We start from the raw sequence: 24,145 nt of genomic DNA, 5'->3' as shown, positions 1-24,145 counted from the left end.
GGCCCCGCTCAATGCCGGGGCCAGGTATTAGGTTGCGTGGCCGTTTGACGACAACGTCACTTGAGGTTGGTTTGGAAGAACGAGGTCAGCTTGGCAAACGGGATAAGGCCGACCCGATCATAGAGATCCACGTGGCCCGCACCTGGAATGATGACAAGCTCTTTGGGTTGACCAGCCAGTCGATAGGCCTCTTCACTGAACTCACGCGAGTGAGCATTTTCACCGGCAATGAACAGCATTGGGCGCGGCGAGATTGTCTCGATATCGTTGAACGGATAGAAGTTCATGAACTTGGCGTTGCTGGTCAGCGTCGGGTGAGTGGTCAGCAACGGTGACTGACCTTTGGGGGTGAACTCACCACGTGGCGTGCGGTAGAAATCGTAGAACTCACGTTCGATAGGGTTGGATTTATCCGTCAGCTCATGGACAGTTCCGCTGGTGTACTTGGTTTCGCCACCGGTGAACTCGACATAACGCTGCTCGGCAGCAGCGGCGATAGCTTGCTTCCTCTGCTCGACAGTGACGGAATGCTTCAGGCCATTTCGGTTGGCTGCGCCCATGTCGTACATGCTGACCGTGGCAATGGCCTTCATCCGAGGGTCGATCTTGGCGGCGCTAATGACGAAGCTGCCGCTACCGCAAATGCCCAGGACACCAATCCGGTTCCGATCAACAAATGTCTGTGTGCCGAGGTAATCCACAGCGGCACTGAAGTCTTCAGCATAGATTTCTGGCGAAACCGCGTTGCGCGGTTGCCCGCCGCTTTCGCCCCAGAACGACAGATCGATGGCAAGGGTGACGAAACCTTGCTCCGCCAGTTTCTGGGCATACAAGTTCGAACTCTGCTCTTTGACCGCGCCCATGGGATGGCCAACGATGATCGCAGCGCTTTTACTGCCAGGTTTCAAATCTTTAGGAACGAACAGATTCCCTGCAGTTTTCATCTGGTACTGATTTTTGAAGGTCACCCGTTGCATCGTGACCTTCTCACTTTTGTAAAAGTTATCGGCTCCGTTAGACATGTCGGCTCCCAGTGCAGAGAGCGACGACATCAGAAGGCCGAGCAAGATTACAAGTTTTCTCATGAAGCGCTCCCATCAGTGAATAGATGCTGATCGACGTGGTTGCCGGATCTGGATCAGCACATCGTGTGCACCCTGCCTGTGACCACAGGTGAGGCTTGCCCTATTCTCTGGGAATACGTCATGCTTGATAATCTAATCAAAGCTTGTTGAAGTTATAAGCACAGCTAATTAATTGCGACAGGCAGGCTCCGATGCCACGACATAATCTGAACGACCTTCTGGCCTTTGTGACGGTCGCAAGAGAAGGCAGCTTCACCCGAGCGGCCGCCCTCTTGGGTGTCACGCAGTCCGCCCTGAGCCAGACTGTTTCCGGGCTTGAAAAGCGGCTGAAAATTCGCCTGCTTACGCGCACCACTCGTAGCGTTTCGCCGACCAGTGCGGGTGAACGCTTGATGCAAGCCATCGGTCATCGTTTCGACGAGATCGAGGCCGAGCTGGATGCGTTGACCGAACTTCGTGACAAGCCTGCAGGTACGGTGCGCATTACCTGCGGTGATTTTGTTCTAAAGACAATCCTCCTTCCGCGACTCACGCCTTTGCTCCTTGAATACCCCGATATCAAGGTTGAGTTTGATATCAACTATGGCTTCCGAGACATCGTTGCTGACCGCTTCGATGCGGGCATCAGATTTGGCGACACCGTCGATAAAGATATGATCGCCGTTCCAATCGGACCCGAGGTACGGATGGCTACAGTGGCATCGCCATCATATTTCGCACGCAACCGTGTGCCAAAAAAGCCGCAAGATCTGGTGAATCACAGCTGTATCGACATACGCTATCCAACCCTAGGCGGACTTGATGCGTGGGAATTCGAAAAGCGCGGTCGCAAGGTCAACGTGCGTGTCGTTGGCCAGGTCATTGTGAACACAAGTGCACACGTCCCGGCTGCGGCTGTTAACGGCTTAGGCATCGCCTATTTACCGGAAGAAGAGTTTGCCCCGCACATTGAGGATGGTCGCTTGGTGCGGGTACTGGAAGACTGGTGCCCTTTGTTCTCGGGCTATCACTTGTACTACCCAAGCCGTCGTTTGCCGACGCCGGCCTTCTCGCTTGTTCTGAATGCACTTCGAGGTGAGGCTTTGATTTAACGCAGCATGGGTGGAGGGATGCTTTGGATTTGGGACCCTGCTGGCCTACAGCCTCAGCGCTGTCGATGACCTGGCCAACACTTGCCGAATGGCTGGGCATGCCGCAACCAGCATCAATCGAGATCGACTACGTGATGCACGGGATGGCCCATCAGCACTTCGTGCTGGCGGGCCTTTTTTTATCTAACCATGCGCTGCTGCTCCGTCACTCTCGCGCCGAGAGAACGGTTTTCGCCTGAAGTTCTTGACCCAGGAAATAGGAGAACGGCCATGACAATGCAACTGGACTACCTTTCCGACGGTTCGTCGGCATCCATCTGGAGGGGATGGCTGAGTCTAAGAGTCTGGAGATCGAACAAGAGCTGATCGCTAAATGCGACATCCCGGTTTTCTCAGACGAACCACACGGGATGGCAATTGTGTTGGTCCGTTTCTGGTAGGCGTACCGTCGCCATTTTCTGACTATGGTAGTCAAGTTGACTGTCCTAACCGGTGACAAATAAATCCCCTACCATTACAATTTGATTAACATCGACCGTTTTAAGGTACAGACAATTCCATGGAAAATAAGACTGCACGACTAACTGTGCTCATTGATCCCGTCAAGAAAAAAGCGCTTGAGGAGCTTTGCGCATCTCAGGATCTGACGCCTTCTCAGGTCGTTCGTCAGCTCATTCGGGACTATCTGGAGACGCATGGCGTTTCCTACGCTACCAAAAGCAAAACTGCGGCCAATGGTAAGTGATTCAGCTGCACATGAGCGGGTACGACGAATGCCTGCTCATCGCCCCTTCTACTCTCTTGCAACTCATCTCCAACCTTGGGTCTTGTCGATCTCGGCGTAACGGCCCAGTGCGCCACTGAAGTCAGCATGATACGGCTGTGAGCCGAGTGCCTGAAAAATCCCTGCCTTGTCGATCTTGCCAAGGACTCTTTCATTGGCTTCACACAACTTCACGCTGACGCTGCATTTGCGCAACGACTCAATAACTTCGAGCAGCGTTTGTAAGCCCGTGATATCCGAAGCCAGAGGCGCCAAGAAGAAGATCAATAAAATCAACGTGACGGCGTGCGCAAAACCCGCGATGGGGCTGTTGCCGCCATTGCGGATGTTGGTCGCTGTTCGAGTGATCACGAGGCCTAGGGTAGCGCCACGACGCCGACGAAGCCCCCCCCCGGAGACGCTTATTCGAAGTCAATGCTCGCGCCGTAACAAGCCTGCTTTCCAGGCCTCTCGAATCGCAATCATGACTAGCCTCGCATTGGCCGCATGTGCATACTATTCACACGCAGTGATAATCTAAAAGCAATTATCCTCGCTTCGTACGATACCAGCGACACTGTAGATTCGGTGCCGAGAGCGCATAAACATTTGCCCGGAGACCCCGCATGAAACGCGAAGACGTCAAAACCAAACACGGTGAAGGCATGCACTTCGACACGCATGTGATAGCCAATCCGGCCAATACGCACGAGTGGATCATTCTTTTCAAAAAGGAAGCAGGCAGAAGCTATTTTCTGGTCAATGACAACGAGGAAATTGAGTCCTTTGGACGCCTCGATGAACTGATCCATGAGCTTCGAGAGCTTGGTATCAAGTCCGCCGAAGTTCATTTCTGATAGTTCCGTAAAGGTTGAGTATCTGTCCGGTCAGAGCGGAGCGCTTTGGTCTGTTTGTTTCGGCAGCCGCTGCATCCAATTTCGGACTGAGCAGGGGGCAAAGGACTATGCCGCCATACTCAAAGAAAGAATCGACGCACCCCATGCCTTCCCGCCAACTCACGCCGCCGCTCACAGTCAAGACCACTGATCAATGCTGATCCGGACATTTCCCTCCATTGGGCAACCTCGACGCTTGTCGAGTAGAGACAGAACACCAAGCCCCTTGACGATGAAAGCCATCGAAAGACAGCTCAGAACACCCCATGAACTGTTGCCTGTTAATTGACGGTGGGCTGGCCAGGTTATATCGCGCACGGTACTGAAGCCCCAGGCACCACTAGCCCTCGCGCACTCAAACAGGATTGCCGGGCACCTCTCTCATCGCCTTTATCATGGCCAACTCCCCTTCGCTCCCAGCTATTTTGATCCGCTATACCGCCTTCATCTGAGCCTATCGTTCTCGCCCATAACTTCAGCGCCTTGACGCTTGGGACATTCGCGCGCGCAAAAAAATGGCCACACGAGGTGGCCTAAGACGGGTTCAAGCATAGGAGGATCTCTATTGACCACCAGATACAGGCCCGCCCTGAAGTCTTAGGGCCAATAGAGTGGCTCCGCTGGCTGATAAACCCCTTCATCAGCAGCGCTCAGCCGGCAAATTGATCCTGGTCTGTGGGTCAGGAGCTCGTTGCCTTGCATTATAATAGTGTTAACATGCAGTTGTAATCAATGTCTAATTAGGGGATCGCATGACTACCGACTTCAAGAAGGCCGCACTGGATTACCACGAATTCCCAATCCCTGGAAAAATCAGCATCGCGCTGACTAAGCCTGCCGACACAGCCGCCCAACTCGCACTGGCCTACAGCCCAGGCGTAGCCGAGCCCGTACGCGAAATTGCGAAGGACCCAGAGAATGTTTACCGCTTCACCGGTAAAGGAAATCTGGTGGCCGTGATCACCAACGGCACTGCCATTCTGGGCCTCGGCAATCTAGGCCCCTTGGCCAGCAAGCCGGTCATGGAAGGCAAGGCATTGCTGTTCAAGCGCTTTGCCGGAATCGACTCGATCGATATCGAAGTCAATGCTGAGAGTTCCCAGGCCTTTATCGATACAGTCGTGCGCATTGCCGACACCTTTGGTGGTATCAACCTGGAAGACATCAAAGCTCCTGAGTGCTTTGAAATCGAAAAGGCACTGATCGAACAGTGCAGCATCCCAGTCTTCCATGACGATCAACACGGTACTGCCATCGTCACTGCCGCCGGCATGCTCAATGCCTTGGAGATTCAGGGCAAAACCCTGGAAAATGCGAAAATTGTTTGCCTCGGTGCTGGTGCCGCCGCCACTGCCTGTATGCGCCTATTGCTTAGTCTTGGCGCTCAAAAAAGCAACCTGTACATGGTTGATCGCACCGGTGTCATTCACTCCGCACGCAAAGACCTCAATCAATACAAAGCACAGTTCGTTAACGACGGTGGCCCTCGTACGCTGATGGAAGCCATGAACGGCGCTGATGTGTTTGTCGGTCTGTCTGGAGCCAATCTCCTTCCGGCAGAAGCGCTGGCAGCAATGGCTCCCAATCCGATCGTGTTTGCCTGCTCGAACCCGGATCCTGAAATCAGCTACGAGCTGGCCATGGCGACACGTGATGATCTGATCATGGCGACCGGTCGCTCTGATTACCCGAATCAGGTGAATAACGTTCTGGGCTTTCCTTTCATCTTCCGCGGGACGTTGGATGTTCGGGCAACCCGGATTAACGAAGCGATGAAAATTGCGGCGGTGGAAGCACTGCGCCAATTGGCCAAAGAGCCGACGCCCGTGGAAGTGCTGAAAGCGTTCAACGTCGATAAGCTTGAGTTTGGGCGCGATTACATCCTCCCCAAAGCGCTCGATGCTCGCCTGCTCGGAGCAATAGCCGGCGCAGTGGCAAAGGCCGCAATCGACACCGGCGTTGCGAAGCTGCATTACCCGGCGCACTACCCGCTCTAGGCTGACGTCCATCATGCTGACGTGTCGCAGCTGTACGACCTTTTTCACGGCTGGCAGCTGCCGCACTTGGGATTATCGAGTCGCTGCACCTTCTGAAAATCGGCAGTCCGCCATTTGCAAAGTCATCCGCCTTTGGCTGATCACTGAAGCCCCATCTGCTGCTCCAGCAGACGATCCTGTTCACCGATCAGAAGAAACAACAGCGGCTTCAACACTTAATGAGCAGACCCGTCTAAATCGCGAGAACCCGGTGATATCAGATATGCGTAATCGGTTGGCTTTTTTGCTTTTCATACCTTTGAGACAAGGGTGAATAAATGCCGATCAAATATGTCAGGAGCCTCACCGGGCGAAGGCGTACCACAACCGCAAACCGACATCTGGGGTTTGCCTTGGCCTTCGTCGCGGGAGCAATCAACGCTGGCGGTTTCCTGGCAGTGCATCAGTACACCTCACACATGACAGGCATCGTCTCTTCGATGGCAGACAACAGTGTACTGGGAGCCTACGACCTGGTGCTTAGTGGCGCCGGCGCATTGTTGTCCTTTCTGGTTGGGGCTGCGTGCTCTGCAGTCATGGTCAATTACTCCCGACGCAGACGGTTGCACAGTGAATTTGCAGTGCCCCTCCTGTTCGAAGCCTTTCTGCTCATCTGCTTTGGATTTATGGGCGCTCAGCTTTCCACCGTGGATGGTTTGTTCGTGTCCGTCACCGTGATGCTGCTGTGTTTCATCATGGGTCTACAAAATGCGGTGATCACCAAAATTTCCAAAGCAGAAATCCGAACGACTCACATCACCGGCATCATCACGGATATCGGTATCGAGTTTGGAAAACTGTTTTATTGGAATGCCGTCAGCACATCGACCCATCCAAAAGTTCTCGCCAATCGGACCCGGCTCAAAATACTGATACTGCTCGCACTGAATTTCTTCTTCGGCGGCGTGGTGGGTGCATTTGGCTTCAAACACATTGGTTACATCTCAACGGTACCGCTCGCGATGGTTCTGGTGACGCTGGCAATCGTGCCCGCCTTTGATGACGTCAGGCTTTTTGTCCGCCGCGTCATACGAAAGTGAGCCAACGACTTTTGATGAGCGCGAGTCCGCTGGTTTTGGCCTGGCGGTACGACTACCAGAACGATTCGAGCCACAATTCGTGCTCTTTTATTCCTGCCTGAAAGCCACCTCAACATGTAACGCACAGACGTCCAAACACCTTACCGCCTCAAGACGAAAACGCTCCTTGTCACCGCAATGCATTATCATTGTATGTTAACGTAATGCGCATATTCACAGAAGCAATGACGGCACGCTTGACCCGGTAGCTCGCCCCGTAGCAGCAGCATCCTCGAGTAGTTCTGTGCGGCGCGAGATCTGACACCCTCTCAAGACGCCCGTCATTTGATCCGCGATGACCTGCGCAGTCACGGCGCGGAGGATGAAACACAGCACACTGGCGCGGTGAAAGCCGTCAGACCATCAACGCCTATCAGCAGACTCGTGACACCAGTCTCAATGACCCAATCAATACAGCAGGCTGACAAAGCCCTGTTAAGGAAGAGACCATGAGCAGAACAATCGCAATCATCAAGGGCGACGGCATCGGCCCTGAGATCATGCAAGCGACGCTACGCGTACTCGATGCCCTTGACTGCAATCTTCGCTACGACTTCGTAGAGGCCGGCCTGGAGGCGCTGCAGCAACATGGGCAGTTGATGCCACCCGCCTCCATCGACACGATCGCCAAACATGGCGTCGCACTTAAAGGCCCTCTGACGACACCGATTGGACGTGGGTTCTCATCGATCAACGTTCACCTTCGCCGCCATTTCGATCTCTACGCCAATGTCCGACCAGCGATCAGTTTCCCAGGTACCCGTTCGCGCTTCGAAGATATCGACATCATCACGGTGCGCGAAAATACCGAGGGGGCGTACTTACCCGAAGGACAAAGTATTTCAGCAGACGGTGAAGTCGCTTTGGCGAGCATTCGCGTCACACGCACAGCCTCCGAACGCATCGTGCGATACGCGTTCGAGCTGGCTCGTAGCAAAGGCCGTAAGAAAGTTACCGCGGTGCACAAGGCCAATATCATCAAGTCTTGCTCCGGTTTGTTTCTTGAGGTTGCGCGTGAGGTCGCGGCGGAATATCCGGAGATCGAATTTCACGAGATGATCGTCGATAACGCCTGTATGCAGTTGGTGATGAATCCCCATCAATTCGACGTCATTGTCACCACCAACCTGTTTGGTGACATCCTTTCAGACCTGTGCGCAGGCCTTGTGGGCGGATTGGGCTTGGCGCCCGGGTCTAACATCGGCGTCGATGCGGCCATCTTCGAAGCGGTCCACGGTTCGGCACCGGACATCGCGGGCAAGAACATCGCGAACCCCTGTGCATTGTTGTTGGCGGCTGCGGACATGCTTGATCACCTAAACATGGTAGACAAAGGGACACGCATCCGTACCGCTATCCGCGTTGTCCTGCAAACCTCCTGCGATCAAGTGACACCGGATATGGGGGGAACCGGTACGACTGAGTCCTTCGCTGACGCCTTGGTGGCCTACTTGCGTGACTAGGTAGATGTAATCGCCAGCTCAGTCAGAGCTGGCGTTTTTATATCAAGACCTCGAAGCCATCATTAGTGACCAGGACCATCTGCTTCAATCTTTAAAATAAAACAAGGGCTTAACATTTAATTACTGACTGCTATTTCTGTCATCGATTATCGGCGCCGCATAAGGGTATAGATGCGGAGCGTCAATACGTTCTTTCAACTTTGCCGCGTAGTCTTTTGCGCCCTGCTCATTGCGGAACTGAATTCGCCGGGCACCTACACACACGGACCATAGATCTTCACTCTGACTAGACAGATGTTCGACCCTGACAGACATGACGACACTCCAGGGAAAAAGAATTCAAAAATGAATTTCAGCAACCTTGATACCGATTTCACGCAGTTCATGAATCAAATCATCAAGGTGTCGGAAGGGTTCAATCTCTTCGTTGTCATTGACCAGGAAAAAGCTTCGCCCTGCTTCCTTTTTAAAGAAGGCAATCCACTCCTGGGTGTTGGCCGGATTGGCGATTAAATGGGTGTCAAACTGAATACCTTCAGCGTGTTTGATTTTTACGTCCTCACGTTTCATGCAGCTCTCCAAGCGCTCACGTATTTCCGTTCTCATGCGTGATTTTGCCTCCCTGCAATTGAGCAAAAAACTTCGTCCCAGCCTGAGGCAAGGGCGAGCAGATTGCCTTTCTATTATCACTGCATGATAATATTATGCACATATGAGCCCTCGGAGGCTAGTCATGAGCAGAACCACCTAACCCATGAGGCACGCCGGCCGGAGCGGCCCCGCCCGATGCTTTGTCTTTGAACGCACACGACCTTGCGGGTGAACTTCAAGTGATAAAAGGCTCTGACGGCCAGATCGAGAACAAAACCGGGCCAAAAAAAAGCTCTCGCGATCAACAATGAGCTATCAGCGCCATGCTTTGAAGGTAATTCTCTGTACGGGTCCAAAGTGACTTATTTGACCGAGATGATTGCACCTTGAAGTGCACATATGGCGTCATGCTCAAACGCATGAGATGAGTTCCTCGCCGCAACGGATCGCATTTGCTTTTGATTTACCGCCTACGGTTTCTGAATTTTAAGGACGAAAGTCATCATGCGAAAAACAGAAATCAATATGTGTGTTCCGCTCAATGCGCCAACTCTGGAACCCGGGCAGCGATTGCTGGTTTCCTTTGAGCAATGCGTCGTCGTCCAGCAGCGAGAAACGAAAATCTATCAGGTTGTGTTTGACTGCAAAGCACCCAAAACAGCACGAATTCTTTGGACAGAGGACGAGTGGATTTTCATCGGCAGGCACAAGCAAAATGCTGAAAAAGATCCTTCGCTGGTTGCATTTGTATCAACACTTAAAACTGAATAGAGGGCTTCATGTCGGCGCTAATTGAAAACTGACCCACCCTGCCGATTGAAAATTGACCCTTGGGAAAAAGGTAATTTTCTCGGTGGTTGCGGCAGCTCATGTTCGAGCTGTTCTTGGATTAGGGCAGATCACTCTGCCCTCGGGTATCACCTGATTCAGCATTCGATAATGTTCACCGCCAGACCGCCTCGCGCGGTTTCCTTGTACTTGCTTTTCATGTCTGCTCCCGTTTGACGCATGGTGCGGATCACCTTGTCGAGCGAGACGAAATGCTGCCCATCACCACGCAAAGCAAGGCGCGCGGCGTTGATGGCCTTCACCGAGCCCATGGCATTGATCTGACAGTTACCGGGTCTGTGCGGCGCCAGGTGCGAGCGGCTGGGGTATAGCACCGATACGGGTCTTGGATGCGGACGATAGGCACGCAACACCTCAACCAATGTTCCGTCGGCTAGAAAACGGTCCAGAGTAATGCCTGGGGCCTGAAGTATGCCGAAGCCCGCGACGCCACACTCGACATAGGCGTTTGACTCGTTGACGGTGATGCCCTGGCGACTGATGTGGGAATGCTCGCGCCCCTCATCCATAAATTGCCAAGCCAGCGGGCGCTGGTTTTGCCCAGAGAGAAATGTCACGCCGCGGTGCGCGCTTAGATCCTCCAAGGTCTTGGGCTCGCCGTGTTCATCCAGGTATCGCGGCACCGCGCAGGTGATCATGGTAGCCATCCCGATGCGACGGGCTACGAGGCTTGAACTTGGTAACTCGCCGATTCTCAGCGCACAGTCCACACCTTCTGCGACCAGATCGACGGTTCTATCGGTGACCCCCAGGGCCAGTTCGATTGCAGGATAGATGGTGGAAAATGCTCGCAAGCTCTCGATCAGCCCAGGCTGCGAAAACGCGGTGGGGATATCGACGCGTAATCGACCACGCAGGATTGAACGTGGGGACGAAAACATCGCCGTGGCACCGGCAACTTCGCCAAGAATTGTTTTAACGCCTGGTAGGCCCGACACTCAGGTTCTCTCCCTTCAACAGGTTCCGTTTCGAACCGGGCATATTTGCTGCGTGGCGAGAAAGCAACGATGACGGCGTCTATTTGCCAGGCATGACCACAGCCCCCGGAACAACCACCAGCAGCGGAAAACGCTTGGGCACCCTGTATCAGGCCAACGCCAATTGGACGCCGACCGCTAACGTTTCCGTTGACCTCGACTATTTGTTCTACGACATCGGTTCGGCGATCAAAAGCGCCGGCGGCAACAACTCGCAAATACTGGTGCTGCGCTCCACGTTTCGCTTTTAGGCATCAAGAACATCCGGCAGGAACGCCGCTCGGCAATTCATTAAATTTGCCGTCGACAAAGACGTTGACTGCGCGCACCAGATTGATATCGGTGAATCATCGAGGCTTTCCGACAGTAAGGTGCTTTGGCCTCGATGTTCACCTTGAATACAAGCGTTTTAATGGATCACCCTCAAATCCATCTGATACGGTTTTTTTTCGATCACCTGAGTCTTTTTCGTCAACCAACAGTCTATAAAGTGCATGCCCGATGTTCTTTCAAACAACAAAAAGCAGCCAACTAGCTTTGGCTCTTTGGCACACTGACGCGCTCAAGAATTTAGACCATCCCAGGATCAACAATAGAACCCTGTTTATCAGAAACAAATGGGACAAATAACTATTCACTTGATTTGGAGATGGCCGCTGTGCGAAAGCTTGGCTTGAGCTTCCTGGTAACTGGCGTTTTGGGGCAACTATCAGCACTACTATGGACCTACACGTCCACAGGACCCATTTGTCAAAATAACGTCGACAATTCATACCTCCAGCAAAAAGTGACAAAGTTCGAACAACTCATCGATGACACCGCTAATAAAGTTGTGACAGAGCTCAGTACAAAACATTCCGACGGGCTCACGCCCCTTGCGAAAAACGGATCCCACATACCCGATTCAACGGAGGCTGACGCCGTACAGTTTTTGGTCGAAAAGCCAGACGAAACTCCAGCACTTACGCTGCCTTCATTGCCCGCACAGGCACACAAATGGACGATTATTCTCAGCGGTCTGATCACTGTTACCGGCCTGCTCTTGGCCGTATTCGCCCGCAAAAAAACCATTGATCCGCAATGGCACGTCTTTCGCACCGTGCCAGGCGCGCTAATCACGCTGGAACGCCCGTGTTTGACGTGCGGCGGCTTCATTTCCCACACTGCAAAACCCGCTTCAGCCACGCCTTCATCCGGCTTGTGGGTGATCGAAATAGCGTTGAACACACCCAACCGTCATCGCGCCACAAAAGCCATTAAGCAGCTGGAGTTGCCGGTAGCGCGTAAAGAAAACAACTTTGTCGTCATCGGCCCCTATAAACAGAAGCAGGACGCGGCTCGAGTCGTGAAAGAGTTGAGTGAAAGTCATGGCGTTAGAGGATGGATGATGGCGGGAAATTGACATAGCCCGATTTAGCGCTGCACCGACCTCAAACAAACGGCTACTTATTTTATGACACAAGAGAGCATTCATGATTGCAAAAGAACTTAGAGCCGAACTCGCCCTGAAAAAGTTCCTGGCCGCCAACTTATGGATCCAACTTAAGCTCAGCGAGCTGAACTACAGCCTTGCCGAAAACTGCGGGCTGTCGCCGGAAGAATATCGCCTGAAATTTCTGCAAGAAGCATTTGAAGCAGAAGCAGACGCTCACGACTGCGATTGCTGGGACTTCATTCTGCAGTGGGTGGCCGACACTAAGGAAGAGCTTGAGTTGATGCGTGAAGAACGCATGAAAGAGATTTATGACTTTCTGGACGATTAGTAGACCCTACAACTTTCGCAGCCTATACAAGCCGCCAGTTTCAAGATGAAAGACTAACTTCATAGGCGGGAGGGTTGCCCAATCCCCCCGCCCTCCTCTCGGCTCAAACCGTCGCATAACAATCCACTACACGCCGATATTGGCTGGGAGAAGCTCCGATGTGTTGACGGAAAAACCGTGTGAAATGGCCTTGCTCGGAGAACCCGAGGTTCTCCGACAACAGGCCCAACGTCCCACTGCGCTCTCGCTCCAGCCAGGCAAAAGCCCGGCGCATGCGCGCGTCGTTAAGCAACAGGGTCGGCGTCATGCCGGTATCTTTCTTGAACAGCGCAAAGAAGTGCGCCCGAGACAGACCACAAGCCCGCGCGGCATTGTCGATCGGGTTCGGATCATCGAGGTGCTCAAGCAACCAGGCGGTGCCACGGCGCACGCGCGCATCCCGAAACTCACCGGAGCTCGGCGCACCCAGTAGCGACAAATGCCGCCAGCTGGAAAAGTCCTCGATCAGTTCGATCAGGAAGTCGAACAGCATGAATTCCATGCGCTCTTTCGGCACGATCCCGCAGCCATGCGCTTCGGCGACCAGGATGTCGGCCAAGGTGCGATTACGGCTCGACAGTTCGATGCACGACTGGGCAAAAAAGTCCGGCCGACTGCTGAGCGCCAGCGACTGCTGGGCAGTGGCCAGCCAGGCGGGCTCGATGTAGAGCGCCAGGATTACGGTGGCACCGGCACCCGGCTGCGGATCGTAGAAATGCGGCTCCCAGGCGTTGACCAGCACCGCCGTGCGATCGCTGAGCGGAACCCGCCGACCGTTGACGTTGAAGTAAGTGTCTTCGCCAGACACTTTGACCAGCACATGGCATTCGGAATGGGTGTGGGTGACCAGCGAACGATCCATATTCAGCAAGGCGACCCGGCCAAACCTGCCGTGGAAAACCCGTTGGGCAATCGACATCAGATTCCTCCGCTCGCTAGAAGTAATATTGTTTTCGGCCACAATGCAGGATTATCGCGGCGTCTATGTGTTTCTGGACCCCGGCGGTCACTCAATGGTTCAGCAACACGTGGCTGGCTACTATCGCGCGCGAAGGATTGAGGGTCTACCTCGACTTTCGCAGCCCCCACGCTCATCGGATAAACCGCCTTACAAGGCATGGCGTTCTTTCCCGTGATAAACGCGCAGGATATCGGCCACCACCGCCAGAGCGATTTCCGCCGGGGCCTTGCTGCCCAGATCGAGGCCGATGGGCATGTGCAAACGGGCAATCTGTTCATCCGTCAGACCACCGATGCGTTTGAGCCGCTCGGCGCGTTTGGCCGAGGTTGCCTGAGACCCCATGGCGCCGATGTAAAACGCCGGAGTGTGCACCGCTTCCATCAGCGCCAGATCATCGATTCGTGGATCGTGAGTCAGCGCCACCACCGCGGTCGCCGCATGGCAACCACCGGCGGCGATGAACATCGAGGGCAGCACGCGTTGCATCTCCACGCCTTCGAGCTGGATATGCAGCATCTCTTCCCGGGGGTCGCAGGCGATGACTTCGCAGCCGATGGCGCGGGCGAAACTGGCGCAGACTTCCGCGACCGGCGACAGCCCGGCCAGAATCAGTCGTAACGCCGGGCCAACACTGATGCGCACCGTCTCGTCGACGACTTGCACCCGCTCGCTGCCGTGTCCGGTGTCTGCGTCCAGGCGCAAGGCACCGCTACTCAGGTCGACGTGACGCAGCAGACGGCGCTGGCCGAGTAACGCCGCTTGCAGACTCTCCAGGTGCGCAGTCCATTCGAGACTGGCAGCGCGGTGCTCGACCAGCACGATCAGCACGCCGCCACAGGGCAATCGTAGACGGTGGCGTTGCTCGACGCTGTCGCCATAACTGACGATCTGCGCCGGTTCGCGTAATTCACCGCGCGCCAGGCTGTCGAGAAACTCCTCTTCGACGCAGCCACCCGACAGCGAGCCGACGTGTTCGCCCGTGCCATTGGTCACCAGCATCGCACCCGGCGCACGCGGCGCCGAGCCATAGGTGGAGAGCACCGTGCACAGCCACTGGGCCTGCCCGGCGCGAGCCCATTGCAGGGCCTGGTCGATCACCTGAACATCAAGATGACGCATGTTTTCTGTACCTCAAGCAAAGCGTGGTGCTGCATGCGGGGTTACGTTTACGGTAACCTTCGAGCAATCTTGTTCAATCGTTGATTTAACATGTCGCCACAACAGTTTTTGCAACTTGGGCCGCTGCGCCTGGAATATCGCCAACGGCCTCCGGCTGACCCGTCGCGACCGACGCTGGTGCTGTTGCACGAAGGCCTCGGCAGCGCCGACCAATGGAAAGACTTCCCCCTGCGCCTGGCCCAGGCCAGCGGTTGCGGTGTGGTCACTTACAGCCGTCAGGGTTACGGGCAATCGAGCCCGGTAACCCTGCCGCGTCCGCTGAACTACCTGAGCAGCGACGGCCCTCGTGAACTGCGGCAATTGCTCGATGCCTTGCAACTGCCGCAAGTGGTCTTGCTCGGTCACAGTGACGGTGCATCCATCGTCCTCGCCTATGCCGCCGCCAACGATCCACGCGTGTTGGGCAGCATTGCACTGGCGCCTCACGTGATTGTCGAGACTGAGAGCCTCGATGGCATTCGCCATACCACCGAGGTTTGGCATCAGGGCGAATTGCGCGAACGCCTGGCACGCCACCATGGGACGAATGTCGACGGCGCTTTTCACGGCTGGAGCGACAGCTGGTTGCACCCGGACTTTTCCCTGGACGATCTCGAAGCGCAGTTGGCTTATATCGAAAAGCCGCTGCTGGTCATTCAGGGTCGCGAAGACCACTACGCCACGCCCGAGCAACTGGTGGTCATCAAGCGGCAGGTGCCTGGGCCGTGCCGCTGTGTGTTGCTGGATAACTGTCGGCACTTTCCCCAAACGGAAGCGACCGGGCGGACCTTGCAACTGATCTGCGAATTCCTGGAGCGCCTGCCCGCCTTTATTTGAAATTGCCTTGGGTTTCTGGAATCACCACGCTGCCAATCAGGTAGATCACCGACAGCCCGGCAGCGAAAATCGCCAGCACCATGGGGATCTGCGCCGGGCTGCTGCTGACCAGGGACACAAAGGTCGGCATGGTTCCGCCGAGGGCGAAACCGATGTTCCAGGACAACCCGGTGCCGCTGGCGCGCAGCTCGGTGGCAAAGCGCTCGTTGAGGAAGATCAGGATCGGCGCGATGATCGCCCCGCCCATGAAGGCGATGCCCACGCAATACAGCGCAGTGCGGGTCAGCGAGCCTGGCTCGGCGACACCGAGGAACATCATCGGCAAGCTCACAAGGTTGAGCACACCCAGCAGCATAAAGGTCTTCTTGCGACCGATCAGGTCACTCAGGTAGCCGAAGGCCAGTGCTCCGACAATTGTCGCCACCGACCCGTACATGAGCATCTGCGAAGTCTGCGTATGGGGCACTTTGGCGACCACGTTGAGCAATGTCGGCAAATAACCGCAGGCCAGGTAATACGTGGCACCGCCTCCAAACGTAATCAGCAGATTGACCAGCATCACGCCGCGATACTCGCGACCGAACAGACGCGTGAGTGGCGACACGACCACTATTGCCGGCCCCTTGGTTTTGCGGGCTTGTTGCAGTTGCTGCCAGACCGGGGTTTCTTCCAGGTAACGAAACATCACCAGACCGAAAAACGTGCTGAGCAGGCCGCAGAAGAACATGAAGCGCCAGCCCCAGACGTCAAATTCTTCCCCGGTAAAAATCTCCGACAACACCAGATAAGTGACTGACGCCAACAGCGCGCCCATGCCGGCGCCGGCGCCACCGATCAACCCGGACATCAATCCGCGATAGCGCGGCGAGATGGATTCGGTGCCAATGGTGTGAGTGGAGGCGACGATGCCGCCAACGAAAACGCCCTGAATCACCCGCAATACCAAAAACAGTATCGGGGCCAATACCCCGACCTGGTGAATGGTCGGCAACGCGCCAAACAGTGCAGTGGAAATACCGACGCCGACCATCGACACCATCAACGCACGCTTGCGGCCGTGTTTGTCGGCATACGCGCCGAAGATCGCCGAGCCCAGCGGACGCACCAGCAAGGCCACGGCGAACGAGGCATATACCGCAGCCAGCGACAATGTCGGGGTGTCCGAGGGGAAGAACAGGCGGCCGATGATCGGCGCCACATAGAGCAGAATGAACAGGTCAAACAAATCCAGCGCCCAGCCGAATGTCGAGGCAAATGCCGCAAGCAAGGCCTTGCCCGGTGGAATCTGCGGTGTATCGATAGCGGCGCTGGTGGGTGATGCAGTTATTGTTGTTGTCGTGGTCATGGTTGCCTCACACAAACGGTGAATCGAAACGTTCTGCATCCCGGTGCGCGGGTTGCGGGTAATCAGCAGGTCAGCGGTGATACCTTGATGTGCCCTTTCAGTTGCATTGAAGGGGCGGCAGGCCCTGCTCCGTAGGGGCGCACGCCGTTGCCGACGTGCTCCCGGGCCTGCTCGCCGGTACGCATTTACTCGCCGGTGAACACGGCCGTACGCTTGCTGTGAAACGCTTCGACGCCTTCCTTGAAGTCCTTGGAACTACGCAGACGGCTGTAGCAGTGACCTTCCATTTCGATCGCGACGGTCAGCGGCGCATCTTCGTTGTCGTTGATCAGTTTTTTCGCCGTGCGCTGAGCCAGCGGCGAGAAGCGGCGCAGTTCATCGACCAACGCATCGACGGTGCTTTCCAGTTCGGTATCCGGCACGACCTCGGTTGCGATACCCCAGGCATAGGCCTGGTCGCCCGTGATGCGTTTGGCGCGCATCACCATGTGTTTGGTGCGGGTGATGCCGATGATTTTCTGCAGGCGTGCGGAGCCACCCGAGCCCGGGATCTGACCCAGGTTCTGCTCAGGCAAGGCGTAGCGAGTGGTTTGCGAAGCAATGCGGAAATCGCAGGCCAGGGACAGTTCGAAACCGACGCCGAAGGTGTAACCACGGTTGGCAACGATCACCGGTTTTTCGCAACGTGCCGGTGCCGCGACGTTCCAGGCCAGCTTCGAAACGTGCTCCGGCGACGCTTCGAGGAAGCCCTTGATGTCGCCGCCGCTGGAGAAGTGTTCACCTACCGAGCGCAGCACGATGACGCGAACGTCTTTGTGTGCGTCGAGGGCTTCGAAGACCAGGCGCAGTTGATCGCGCTGCCCCATGGAAATGACGTTCAACGGCGCCCGGTTGAGGATGATGTCAGCGCGCTCGCGGGACACATCGACTTCAACCTGGAAGCCATCGAACTGAGTGTCGAGAAATTGCTGGATCGCTTGTTGTTGCATGGGAGTGTCCTCTGAATGATTAGCTGATGGCCTTCAAGGCCTGTTCCTGAAATTGGGCCAGCAGCACGCGCCGCAGGACCTTGCCAACTGGAGATTTGGGAATCTGATCGATGAACTGGTAACGCCGTGGCCGCTTGAATTTGGCCAGGCCCGAAGCGATGCAATGGGCATCGAGGTCGCATTCCGAGACCTCGGCGCGCAGCTTGATAAACGCAGCAATGATCTTGCCCCACTGCTCGTCCGGCAGACCGACCACCACCACTTCTTCCACTGCCGGGTGCAGAGAGAGCATGTTTTCGATTTCCGCCGGGCTGACGTTTTCGCCACCGGTGATGATCAAGTCATCGACGCGTCCCGTGACGAACAGATCGCCCTCCAGATCGAAGTAGCCGATGTCACCGGTGAAATACCATCCGTCACGCAACGCCTTGGCGGTCGCTTCGGGGCGGTTCAGGTAGCCTTCGAACGCCTCGTCACTCGCCAGGTCGGCGATGATCTGGCCCTCCTCCAATGGGTTGACCTGCACGTCCACCGTTTCAGCATCGATCGGCACCACCCGCACTCGCTGGTTCATTGCGCTGCGCCCTGACGAACCGGGTTTGCGGCTGGCTTGCTGGTCGATGGTGAAGGTGTAAATCTCCGAGCTGCCGTAATGATTGACGAACAATTGCGGCTGGAACGCTTGCTCGACGCGACGCATCAAGCCGTCGCTCATCGGTGCACCGGCAAAGCCGATTTTCTCCACACTGGCGACTCGCTCGCGGGCAAAGGCCGGGTGTTCGATGAGCATGTGGTAGAGCGTCGGCACCAGGTATAGGTTGGTGACCTTTTCCCGTTCGATGGCCTGCAGCGTGGCTTCCACGTCGAACTTCGGCACACAGACAAAATGCCCGTCGATCAGCGCCATGGACAGCAACGAGCGCACGCCCATGGTGTGGTAAAGCGGCATGACACCCAGCGTGCATTCACTCTGGCGGTAGAGGTTTTGCGCTACGTGGGCAACCGCCGCGGCGCGTTCGGAACGGTGCCGACGGGGCACCCCCTTGGGCTTGCTGGTGGTGCCGGAGGTGTACAGCAGCAGTGAAAAGTCTTCGGCGTCGGCCTGCAAAATGATTCCGGACGGGGTCTGCGAACACAGTTCCTCGAAACTCAGGTCGGTGTCGGCGGCACGCAGACCGGCGGCAATCCGTGGCAGCCTTGTGGCGGCGCTGCAACCGGCCACCGCGGCCACCGTCGAGTCGTCGTAAGCCAGTGCACGGATTTGTGCATCTTCGATGCAGTAGCCCAGCTCATCGGCAGTCGAGCGCCAGTTCAACGGGGTCATGACGATGCCCGCAAACTGACAGGCCCAATGCAGAGTCGCCATCTGCCAGCGGTTCTGCATCGCTACCAGCAGTCGGTCACCCCGCTGCAGCCCGAGGCGTTGCAAGCCCCGAGCTGCGTTCTGGATATCGACGAACCAGTCTTCATAGGTTTTCTTCAACGCACCGTCACTGACCCCCACGGCGTGTGGTCGGCGTTCAACGGCAGCTAGGAAGCTGCGTCCGAGATCGAACATTATTGTTATTCCCCTTTGTTCGTTTGGCGCTGGGCAGCTACTTCGAGCACGGACTGGACGATGCCGGTGTAGCCCGTGCAGCGACATAAATGCCCCGAAAGCATGTCGCGTACCTGGGTCTCGTCCGGGTTGGGTACCCGTTCGAGGAAATCCACGCAGGACATGAGAATGCCCGCAGTGCAGAAGCCGCACTGCAAGGCGTGATGACGGCGAAAGGCTTGTTGCAGGTCGCTCAGTGTGTCGTCGTCGGCCAGGGACTCGACGGTCTCGATACGCCGCTCGTGCCCCTGTACCGCGAGCATCAGGCAGGAACGCATGGCGACTCCGTCCACCAGCACCGTGCAGGCACCGCAGACACCGTGTTCGCATCCGACATGGACACCGGTGGCACCGAGGTCGTGGCGCAGGAAGTCGCAGAGTTGGGTCCGCGGTTCAGCCAGTGCTTCGCGAGAGCGGCCATTGAGTTCCAGGCGAATCGGAAAGGTTTGGTCGGCAGTTACACGCATGTTCAGACTCCTTCGATCAGCTGATGACCCAGCTCGCGAATCAGTTGGCGGCGATAGGCAGCGCTGGCCTGCACGTCGTCCTGTGCATCGAGCGACCAGGCGGTTTGATTGAGCGCGTCTGGCAGCGCCGCACCCCGAGGCAGGCTGCGACGTTGCGGACGGTCGGCGACCCCGCCGATGCCGAGTTCGACCTGGTCCGTGCCGATGGCCGCGGCCAGGGAGACAATTGCAAAGTCGCCGTGGCGCATGGCGATTTCGCGGAAGCGATAGGTGATGCCTTCGCGCTTGAGCGGAAAACGCACCTCGACGACCAGTTCATCCGCACGCTTGTCGGTGGTGAGAATGCCTTGGAAGAAGTCGGCAGCCTTGACGATGCGCTTGCCTTTTTTCGACTCTAGAACGATCTCGCCGCCCAGCGTCACCAGGCACAGCGGCAACTCGGCGCTCGGGTCGGCATGAGCCACCGAACCGCAGACTGTGCCGCGATTACGCGTCTGGAAGTGACCGATCCAGGGCATCGCCAGTGCCAATAAAGGCACCTCGTCCATCAGGGTCGAACGCGCCAGCAACTGCGCCTGTCGTACCCCGGCACCTACCGCCAGGCAATCCTTGCGCAGTTCGATATAGGCCAGCTCAGCCACATGATTGATATCGATCAGCAACTTGGGTTGGGCCAGGCGCATGTTCAGCACCGCCATCAGCGATTGGCCACCGGCGATGATGCGAGCTTCCTGGCCGTACTCGGCGAGCAACTCAACCACCTGACGACGGGTGTCAGCCCGAACGTAGTCGAAAGCAGCCGGTTTCATTGCGCACCTCCCTTGCCAAACAGCGCGCCAAGCGAAGCACGCAGGCGCGCCCACCAGCCGGTGGAGATGGCTTGGCCACTGACCCGTTGCGACAGGCGAGTAAAGATTTGTCCGATGATCACTTTCGAGGCCCCTTGCAACATACGGCCGCCGACCGCGGCAACTTTGCCGCTGACCGCCACCTGGTATTGGTATTCCAGGCGTGTATGGCCATTTTCCAGTTCGACGAAACGCACCTTGGCCTGGCCCTGGGCCGAGCCCATCGAACTGCTGCCGGATCCGGACAGACGCAACGAATGCGGCGGGTCCAGATCACTCAAGGCAACCTTGGCCTCGAAGCGCGCACGGATCATGCCGACGCCGACGGTGACGTCTGCGCGGTAACGGTTTTCGCCTTCAAGCACGAGGTCGTGGCAACCGGGAATGATCGCCGCCAGCGTCTGCGGGTCGAGCAAGGTATCGAAGACCTGTTGCGGCGACGCAGGGATCACCACCGAGTCGTTGGCCCGCAGTGCCGGTCCACCGGCAGCTGCCGCGTCCAGGCTTTCATCGGGCTCCATGCCGGCGGGCCGTGGCGGCTCGTCGATGCCGATCAGCGTGCGTACTTTCGAGGGTGTCAGTGGCAGACGGATGTCCGAGCGACCGAGGGCGTCGGCCACCGCGTTGGCGATGCACACCGGCGTGCTCATGTTGTTGCCCTCGCCTACACCCTTGGCGCCCAGTGGGGTGAATGGCGATGGCGTTTCCATGTGCAGGATCACCGGTTCGATCACTTCCGGTGCGGTCGGCACCAGATAATCGGCGAAGGTCCCGGAGAGGAAGCTGCCGTCCTCGCCGTAGGCGAATTCTTCCATCAGCGCCGCGCCGAGGCCTTGGGTGAAGCCACCACGAATCTGGCCATCGACCAACGCCGGGTTGAGCAGGCGGCCAGCGTCATGGCAGGTGACGTAGCGATCGATGTGGATCTCGCCGGTCATGCGGTCGATTTCCAGACCACAGATGTCGAAGACAAAGCCGTAGCACAGCGAGCTATTGACCTGATCCTGGTCGTCCGGTGCCACCAATTGCGGCGGGCTCCAGAAGGCGGTTTCGCGCAGACCGCCGCTTTCACCTTCCGGCAGCAGGCCCGGCGACCAGTGGGTCGCACCGGCAATCCGATGGAATGGCGCCACCGCCCCGCCATTGACCACAAAAATCTTGCCGCCCGCGAAACGAATATCCTCGGGACAGGCCTGCAATTGCTCGGCGGCAATCGCGGCGAGGCGATCACGGATCTTCAGCGCTGCCTTGTAGACGGCACCAGCCACAGCACCGGCAAAACGGCTGGAATAGTTGCCCGAGGCAATCGACCAAGCGTCCTTCTGGGTATCCAGTTCGACGTTGACCACGATGGATTCCAGCGCAACCCCGAGCACTTCGGCGACGACCTGAGCGACCGTGGTTTGATGGCCCTGCCCTTGCGGTGCCGAGGACACGTGCACACTGACGTCACCCAGCGGGCCGACGTTGATGGTTGCGGTTGCGACAGCGCCGTTTTTCGGACCGGCCTTGCGTCGCTCTTCGGGCGTCATCGCGGTGGTGATGTAACCCATGTTGGAAATCGAGGGTTCGATGACGGCGGCATAACCGATGCCATAGATTCGGCCTTCGGCACGCGCCTGATCACGACGCTTGAGCAACTCGTCGAGACCGCCATCAGCCGCCGCCAAGGCAATGCCTGCCTGGTAATTGCCGGAGTCGAGCAACGCACCGGCGGCCGCGCGATAAGGGAAGGCATCGGCCGGCACCAGGTTGCGGCGGATCACGTCCAACGGATCAAGCTTCAACTGCACGGCGATGTGTTGCAGCAGCCGCTCCAGGGCAAAATACACCTGCGGGCCACCAAAACCACGGTTCAGGCCTGAAGGGGTTTTGTTGGTCAGCACCACCCGGTTGCGCACTTGCAAATTGCGGATTGCATAGGCCCCCGTCAGGTTGCCGTGCATGCGGTAGAACGTCGCCGGTTCGGGTGCTCTCAGGTAGGCACCACAATCGTCGATCTGGTCATAACGCAAAGCGGTAATGCGGCCATCTGCTTCTACCGCCGCTTCAATTTCGGTCACCCGATTGGTCGCCGAAGAAGCCCCCTGCAAGATGTTCCAGACGGTCCTCGACCCACTTCACCGGTGCGCCGACCTTGCGTGACGCCAGGCCCATCATCACCACGTAAGGGAAAACCCCTTGCTTGATGCCAAAGCTGCCGCCGGAATCTTTCGGTGTGCGCAAACGCAAGCGGTTGCCGGGCACATTCAGCGCCCGGGCCATGACCGTGTGCAACGCATAGGGGCCCTGGAAATTGGCCAGCACGTCATAAATGCCGGTGGCGCGCTCGTACTGAGCCAGCACCACATAGCATTCAATGGGTGTGCAGGAACTGCGCGGAAACTTCACTTTGAGCGAGACCTTGTGCGGCGCCTGTTCAAAGGCCTGCTCCGGTTCGCCATAACGAAAGCGCCGTTCGTTGACCACGTTGCTGCCGACAGCTTCGTGCAGGATCGGCGCCTGTTCGGCGGTGGCCAGTTCAGGATCGATGATCGGGGGCAGCGGCTCGTATTCAACGCGCACACCTTCGATGGCGTCCTCGGCCAGGTAGCGGCTCTCAGCGATCACCACGGCCACCGGCTCTCCGACATAACGCACCTTGTCGACGGCGACGCACCAGTGCTCCATCGGCTGACGCACACCCACCGGAAACGGCAGCGCCCAGCGTTTGACGTCTTCGCCGACCAGCACGCCGTGCACGCCTTTCATCAGCAGCGCTCTGGAAAAGTCCACCGAGGTAATCCGCGCATGAGCGTGGGGTGAACGGATGATCGCCGCATGTAGCGTGCCCGGAGGGATCGCAGCGTCATCGGCATAGCAGCCCAGGCCACGCAACAATGCGGCGTCCTCGACACGGGTCTGACGGGCGCCAATGTGGCCGGTCTGGCTTTCGGTAGCAGGTTCTAAACTAGTCATTTTTTCGCGGCTCTTGTTGTATTGCAGCGCGATAGCGTTAGAGCCGAGTGTGTGAGAAAGGCGCAGGGAGCGCCTTGCCTGGGGAGAGGGAGTTCTGCGCGGGAGTCTGAAAATTTGCCTTTGCGTCTGATTTTCAGGCCTGGGACCCGGCAGAACTGCCGGTCAGGGATGGGATGCGGGTTGGCTCAGGAACGCTTCGATTTCTGCATAGGGCATCGGTTTGGCAAAGTAATACCCCTGAAAAATATCGCAGCGACTGCCCTTCAGGAAATCCACCTGAGACGCCGTTTCCACGCCTTCGGCGACCACCGTCAGGCTGAGGTGATGGGCCATGGAAATAATGCCTGGTGATC

General features: G+C 56.9%; 22 protein-coding genes and 4 pseudogenes. 12 read left to right on the top strand and 14 right to left on the bottom strand.

Annotation, left to right across the window (positions count from 1 at the left end):
- Positions 1–56: 56 nt before the first annotated feature.
- On the bottom strand, positions 57–1,085 hold the full coding sequence (locus JFU47_RS00150; protein ID WP_201180131.1) for an alpha/beta hydrolase: 1,029 nt from the start codon (positions 1,083–1,085) through the stop codon (positions 57–59).
- A gap of 191 nt (positions 1,086–1,276) precedes the next feature.
- Here JFU47_RS00150 and JFU47_RS00145 point away from each other — a divergent pair, with 191 nt between their 5' ends.
- The 3 genes from JFU47_RS00145 (at position 1,277) to JFU47_RS00135 (ending at position 2,921) form a co-directional block, all read left to right on the top strand.
- Entirely contained in the window at positions 1,277–2,176 is a 900-nt protein-coding gene (locus JFU47_RS00145; protein ID WP_201180130.1) for a LysR family transcriptional regulator, read from the top strand.
- A 65-nt stretch (positions 2,177–2,241) separates the two neighbouring features.
- A complete protein-coding gene (locus JFU47_RS00140) occupies positions 2,242–2,415 on the top strand; it encodes a hypothetical protein (RefSeq protein WP_201180129.1) in 174 nt (57 codons plus the stop codon).
- A gap of 320 nt (positions 2,416–2,735) precedes the next feature.
- The gene (locus JFU47_RS00135) at positions 2,736–2,921 is read left to right on the top strand and encodes a ribbon-helix-helix protein, CopG family (protein ID WP_045060687.1); all 186 of its coding nucleotides are present in this window, start codon (positions 2,736–2,738) and stop codon (positions 2,919–2,921) included.
- Positions 2,922–2,984: 63 nt separating this feature from the next.
- Here the strand turns inward: JFU47_RS00135 and JFU47_RS00130 are convergent.
- Positions 2,985–3,308, bottom strand: a pseudogene (locus tag JFU47_RS00130) (hypothetical protein); the annotation flags it as partial.
- 257 nt (positions 3,309–3,565) lie between these two features.
- On the opposite strand from JFU47_RS00130, the gene JFU47_RS00125 reads away from it, so the two are divergent.
- The 4 genes from JFU47_RS00125 (at position 3,566) to JFU47_RS00110 (ending at position 8,413) form a co-directional block, all read left to right on the top strand.
- Entirely contained in the window at positions 3,566–3,796 is a 231-nt protein-coding gene (locus JFU47_RS00125) for a hypothetical protein (RefSeq protein ID WP_140893163.1), read from the top strand.
- Positions 3,797–4,587: 791 nt separating this feature from the next.
- A complete protein-coding gene (locus JFU47_RS00120; RefSeq protein WP_201180128.1) occupies positions 4,588–5,832 on the top strand; it encodes a malic enzyme-like NAD(P)-binding protein in 1,245 nt (414 codons plus the stop codon).
- 317 nt (positions 5,833–6,149) lie between these two features.
- Complete coding sequence (locus JFU47_RS00115) at positions 6,150–6,911, top strand: YoaK family protein (RefSeq protein WP_123366082.1); 762 nt, start codon at positions 6,150–6,152, stop codon at positions 6,909–6,911.
- 488 nt (positions 6,912–7,399) lie between these two features.
- Positions 7,400–8,413 carry an isocitrate dehydrogenase gene (locus JFU47_RS00110; protein ID WP_201180127.1) on the top strand — a complete coding sequence of 338 codons (1,014 nt, stop codon included), beginning with the start codon at positions 7,400–7,402 and terminating at the stop codon, positions 8,411–8,413.
- A gap of 339 nt (positions 8,414–8,752) precedes the next feature.
- Here the strand turns inward: JFU47_RS00110 and JFU47_RS00105 are convergent, their stop codons facing one another.
- A complete protein-coding gene (locus JFU47_RS00105) occupies positions 8,753–8,983 on the bottom strand; it encodes a hypothetical protein (protein ID WP_045060682.1) in 231 nt (76 codons plus the stop codon).
- Between the two features lie 525 nt (positions 8,984–9,508).
- On the opposite strand from JFU47_RS00105, the gene JFU47_RS00100 reads away from it, so the two are divergent.
- The gene (locus JFU47_RS00100) at positions 9,509–9,775 is read left to right on the top strand and encodes a hypothetical protein (RefSeq protein ID WP_201180126.1); all 267 of its coding nucleotides are present in this window, start codon (positions 9,509–9,511) and stop codon (positions 9,773–9,775) included.
- A gap of 155 nt (positions 9,776–9,930) precedes the next feature.
- Here JFU47_RS00100 and JFU47_RS00095 read toward each other — a convergent pair.
- Both JFU47_RS00095 and JFU47_RS00090 read right to left on the bottom strand, forming a co-directional pair.
- Positions 9,931–10,110, bottom strand: a pseudogene (locus JFU47_RS00095) (L-serine ammonia-lyase, iron-sulfur-dependent, subunit beta); the annotation flags it as partial.
- A gap of 24 nt (positions 10,111–10,134) precedes the next feature.
- Positions 10,135–10,773, bottom strand: a pseudogene (locus tag JFU47_RS00090) (LysR substrate-binding domain-containing protein); the annotation flags it as partial.
- A gap of 2 nt (positions 10,774–10,775) precedes the next feature.
- On the opposite strand from JFU47_RS00090, the gene JFU47_RS00085 reads away from it, so the two are divergent.
- The 3 genes from JFU47_RS00085 to JFU47_RS00075 all read left to right on the top strand — a co-directional run bounded on the left by JFU47_RS00085 (position 10,776) and on the right by JFU47_RS00075 (position 12,593).
- A complete protein-coding gene (locus tag JFU47_RS00085; protein WP_242485039.1) occupies positions 10,776–11,081 on the top strand; it encodes an alginate export family protein in 306 nt (101 codons plus the stop codon).
- 398 nt (positions 11,082–11,479) lie between these two features.
- Positions 11,480–12,232 carry an SPOR domain-containing protein gene (locus JFU47_RS00080; RefSeq protein ID WP_207202825.1) on the top strand — a complete coding sequence of 251 codons (753 nt, stop codon included), beginning with the start codon at positions 11,480–11,482 and terminating at the stop codon, positions 12,230–12,232.
- Positions 12,233–12,302: 70 nt separating this feature from the next.
- Entirely contained in the window at positions 12,303–12,593 is a 291-nt protein-coding gene (locus tag JFU47_RS00075) for a DUF6388 family protein (RefSeq protein WP_201180125.1), read from the top strand.
- Between the two features lie 103 nt (positions 12,594–12,696).
- Here the strand turns inward: JFU47_RS00075 and JFU47_RS00070 are convergent, their stop codons facing one another.
- Positions 12,697–13,551 (bottom strand): helix-turn-helix transcriptional regulator, encoded by an 855-nt coding sequence (locus JFU47_RS00070; protein ID WP_201180124.1) that lies wholly within the window; start codon positions 13,549–13,551, stop codon positions 12,697–12,699.
- A 189-nt stretch (positions 13,552–13,740) separates the two neighbouring features.
- Positions 13,741–14,712, bottom strand: coding sequence for an XdhC family protein (locus tag JFU47_RS00065; protein ID WP_201180123.1), 972 nt, complete (start codon positions 14,710–14,712; stop codon positions 13,741–13,743).
- A gap of 90 nt (positions 14,713–14,802) precedes the next feature.
- On the opposite strand from JFU47_RS00065, the gene JFU47_RS00060 reads away from it, so the two are divergent.
- Positions 14,803–15,588, top strand: a complete 786-nt coding sequence (locus JFU47_RS00060; protein WP_201180122.1) for an alpha/beta fold hydrolase — start codon at positions 14,803–14,805, stop codon at positions 15,586–15,588.
- Here JFU47_RS00060 and JFU47_RS00055 read toward each other — a convergent pair.
- From JFU47_RS00055 to JFU47_RS00025, 7 genes and pseudogenes are all read right to left on the bottom strand, one after another.
- Positions 15,581–16,933 carry an MFS transporter gene (locus JFU47_RS00055; protein ID WP_201180121.1) on the bottom strand — a complete coding sequence of 451 codons (1,353 nt, stop codon included), beginning with the start codon at positions 16,931–16,933 and terminating at the stop codon, positions 15,581–15,583. The genes JFU47_RS00060 and JFU47_RS00055 overlap by 8 nt on opposite strands.
- Before the next feature lie 185 nt (positions 16,934–17,118).
- Positions 17,119–17,922, bottom strand: a complete 804-nt coding sequence (locus tag JFU47_RS00050) for an enoyl-CoA hydratase/isomerase family protein (protein WP_201180120.1) — start codon at positions 17,920–17,922, stop codon at positions 17,119–17,121.
- A gap of 19 nt (positions 17,923–17,941) precedes the next feature.
- Positions 17,942–19,480 (bottom strand): AMP-binding protein, encoded by a 1,539-nt coding sequence (locus JFU47_RS00045; RefSeq protein WP_201180119.1) that lies wholly within the window; start codon positions 19,478–19,480, stop codon positions 17,942–17,944.
- A 5-nt stretch (positions 19,481–19,485) separates the two neighbouring features.
- Positions 19,486–19,986 carry a (2Fe-2S)-binding protein gene (locus JFU47_RS00040; RefSeq protein WP_201180118.1) on the bottom strand — a complete coding sequence of 167 codons (501 nt, stop codon included), beginning with the start codon at positions 19,984–19,986 and terminating at the stop codon, positions 19,486–19,488.
- A gap of 2 nt (positions 19,987–19,988) precedes the next feature.
- On the bottom strand, positions 19,989–20,795 hold the full coding sequence (locus JFU47_RS00035; protein ID WP_201180117.1) for an FAD binding domain-containing protein: 807 nt from the start codon (positions 20,793–20,795) through the stop codon (positions 19,989–19,991).
- Positions 20,792–23,792, bottom strand: a pseudogene (locus JFU47_RS33245) (xanthine dehydrogenase family protein molybdopterin-binding subunit). The gene JFU47_RS00035 and the pseudogene JFU47_RS33245 overlap by 4 nt, the downstream one beginning before the upstream one ends.
- Positions 23,793–23,954: 162 nt before the next feature.
- A partial coding sequence (locus JFU47_RS00025) for an EAL domain-containing protein (RefSeq protein WP_201180116.1) occupies positions 23,955–24,145 on the bottom strand: 191 nt, incomplete at its 5' end.

The sequence above is a fragment of the Pseudomonas sp. TH39(2020) genome (assembly GCF_016650715.1).
Lineage (GTDB): Bacteria > Pseudomonadota > Gammaproteobacteria > Pseudomonadales > Pseudomonadaceae > Aquipseudomonas > Aquipseudomonas mandelii_C.
Note: the sequence above shows the minus strand (reverse complement) of the source record. Positions and strands in the feature narration are given on the sequence as shown.

What these genes read in the sequence shown, in the direction of transcription:
- JFU47_RS00150 (WP_201180131.1), bottom strand. Translation starts at nt 1,085, where the DNA reads ATGAGAAAACTTGTAATCTTGCTCGGCCTTCTGATGTCGTCGCTCTCT.
- JFU47_RS00145 (WP_201180130.1), top strand. Translation starts at nt 1,277, where the DNA reads ATGCCACGACATAATCTGAACGACCTTCTGGCCTTTGTGACGGTCGCA.
- JFU47_RS00140 (WP_201180129.1), top strand. Translation starts at nt 2,242, where the DNA reads ATGACCTGGCCAACACTTGCCGAATGGCTGGGCATGCCGCAACCAGCA.
- JFU47_RS00135 (WP_045060687.1), top strand. Translation starts at nt 2,736, where the DNA reads ATGGAAAATAAGACTGCACGACTAACTGTGCTCATTGATCCCGTCAAG.
- JFU47_RS00125 (WP_140893163.1), top strand. Translation starts at nt 3,566, where the DNA reads ATGAAACGCGAAGACGTCAAAACCAAACACGGTGAAGGCATGCACTTC.
- JFU47_RS00120 (WP_201180128.1), top strand. Translation starts at nt 4,588, where the DNA reads ATGACTACCGACTTCAAGAAGGCCGCACTGGATTACCACGAATTCCCA.
- JFU47_RS00115 (WP_123366082.1), top strand. Translation starts at nt 6,150, where the DNA reads ATGCCGATCAAATATGTCAGGAGCCTCACCGGGCGAAGGCGTACCACA.
- JFU47_RS00110 (WP_201180127.1), top strand. Translation starts at nt 7,400, where the DNA reads ATGAGCAGAACAATCGCAATCATCAAGGGCGACGGCATCGGCCCTGAG.
- JFU47_RS00105 (WP_045060682.1), bottom strand. Translation starts at nt 8,983, where the DNA reads ATGAAACGTGAGGACGTAAAAATCAAACACGCTGAAGGTATTCAGTTT.
- JFU47_RS00100 (WP_201180126.1), top strand. Translation starts at nt 9,509, where the DNA reads ATGCGAAAAACAGAAATCAATATGTGTGTTCCGCTCAATGCGCCAACT.
- JFU47_RS00080 (WP_207202825.1), top strand. Translation starts at nt 11,480, where the DNA reads ATGGCCGCTGTGCGAAAGCTTGGCTTGAGCTTCCTGGTAACTGGCGTT.
- JFU47_RS00075 (WP_201180125.1), top strand. Translation starts at nt 12,303, where the DNA reads ATGATTGCAAAAGAACTTAGAGCCGAACTCGCCCTGAAAAAGTTCCTG.
- JFU47_RS00070 (WP_201180124.1), bottom strand. Translation starts at nt 13,551, where the DNA reads ATGTCGATTGCCCAACGGGTTTTCCACGGCAGGTTTGGCCGGGTCGCC.
- JFU47_RS00065 (WP_201180123.1), bottom strand. Translation starts at nt 14,712, where the DNA reads ATGCGTCATCTTGATGTTCAGGTGATCGACCAGGCCCTGCAATGGGCT.
- JFU47_RS00060 (WP_201180122.1), top strand. Translation starts at nt 14,803, where the DNA reads ATGTCGCCACAACAGTTTTTGCAACTTGGGCCGCTGCGCCTGGAATAT.
- JFU47_RS00055 (WP_201180121.1), bottom strand. Translation starts at nt 16,933, where the DNA reads ATGACCACGACAACAACAATAACTGCATCACCCACCAGCGCCGCTATC.
- JFU47_RS00050 (WP_201180120.1), bottom strand. Translation starts at nt 17,922, where the DNA reads ATGCAACAACAAGCGATCCAGCAATTTCTCGACACTCAGTTCGATGGC.
- JFU47_RS00045 (WP_201180119.1), bottom strand. Translation starts at nt 19,480, where the DNA reads ATGTTCGATCTCGGACGCAGCTTCCTAGCTGCCGTTGAACGCCGACCA.
- JFU47_RS00040 (WP_201180118.1), bottom strand. Translation starts at nt 19,986, where the DNA reads ATGCGTGTAACTGCCGACCAAACCTTTCCGATTCGCCTGGAACTCAAT.
- JFU47_RS00035 (WP_201180117.1), bottom strand. Translation starts at nt 20,795, where the DNA reads ATGAAACCGGCTGCTTTCGACTACGTTCGGGCTGACACCCGTCGTCAG.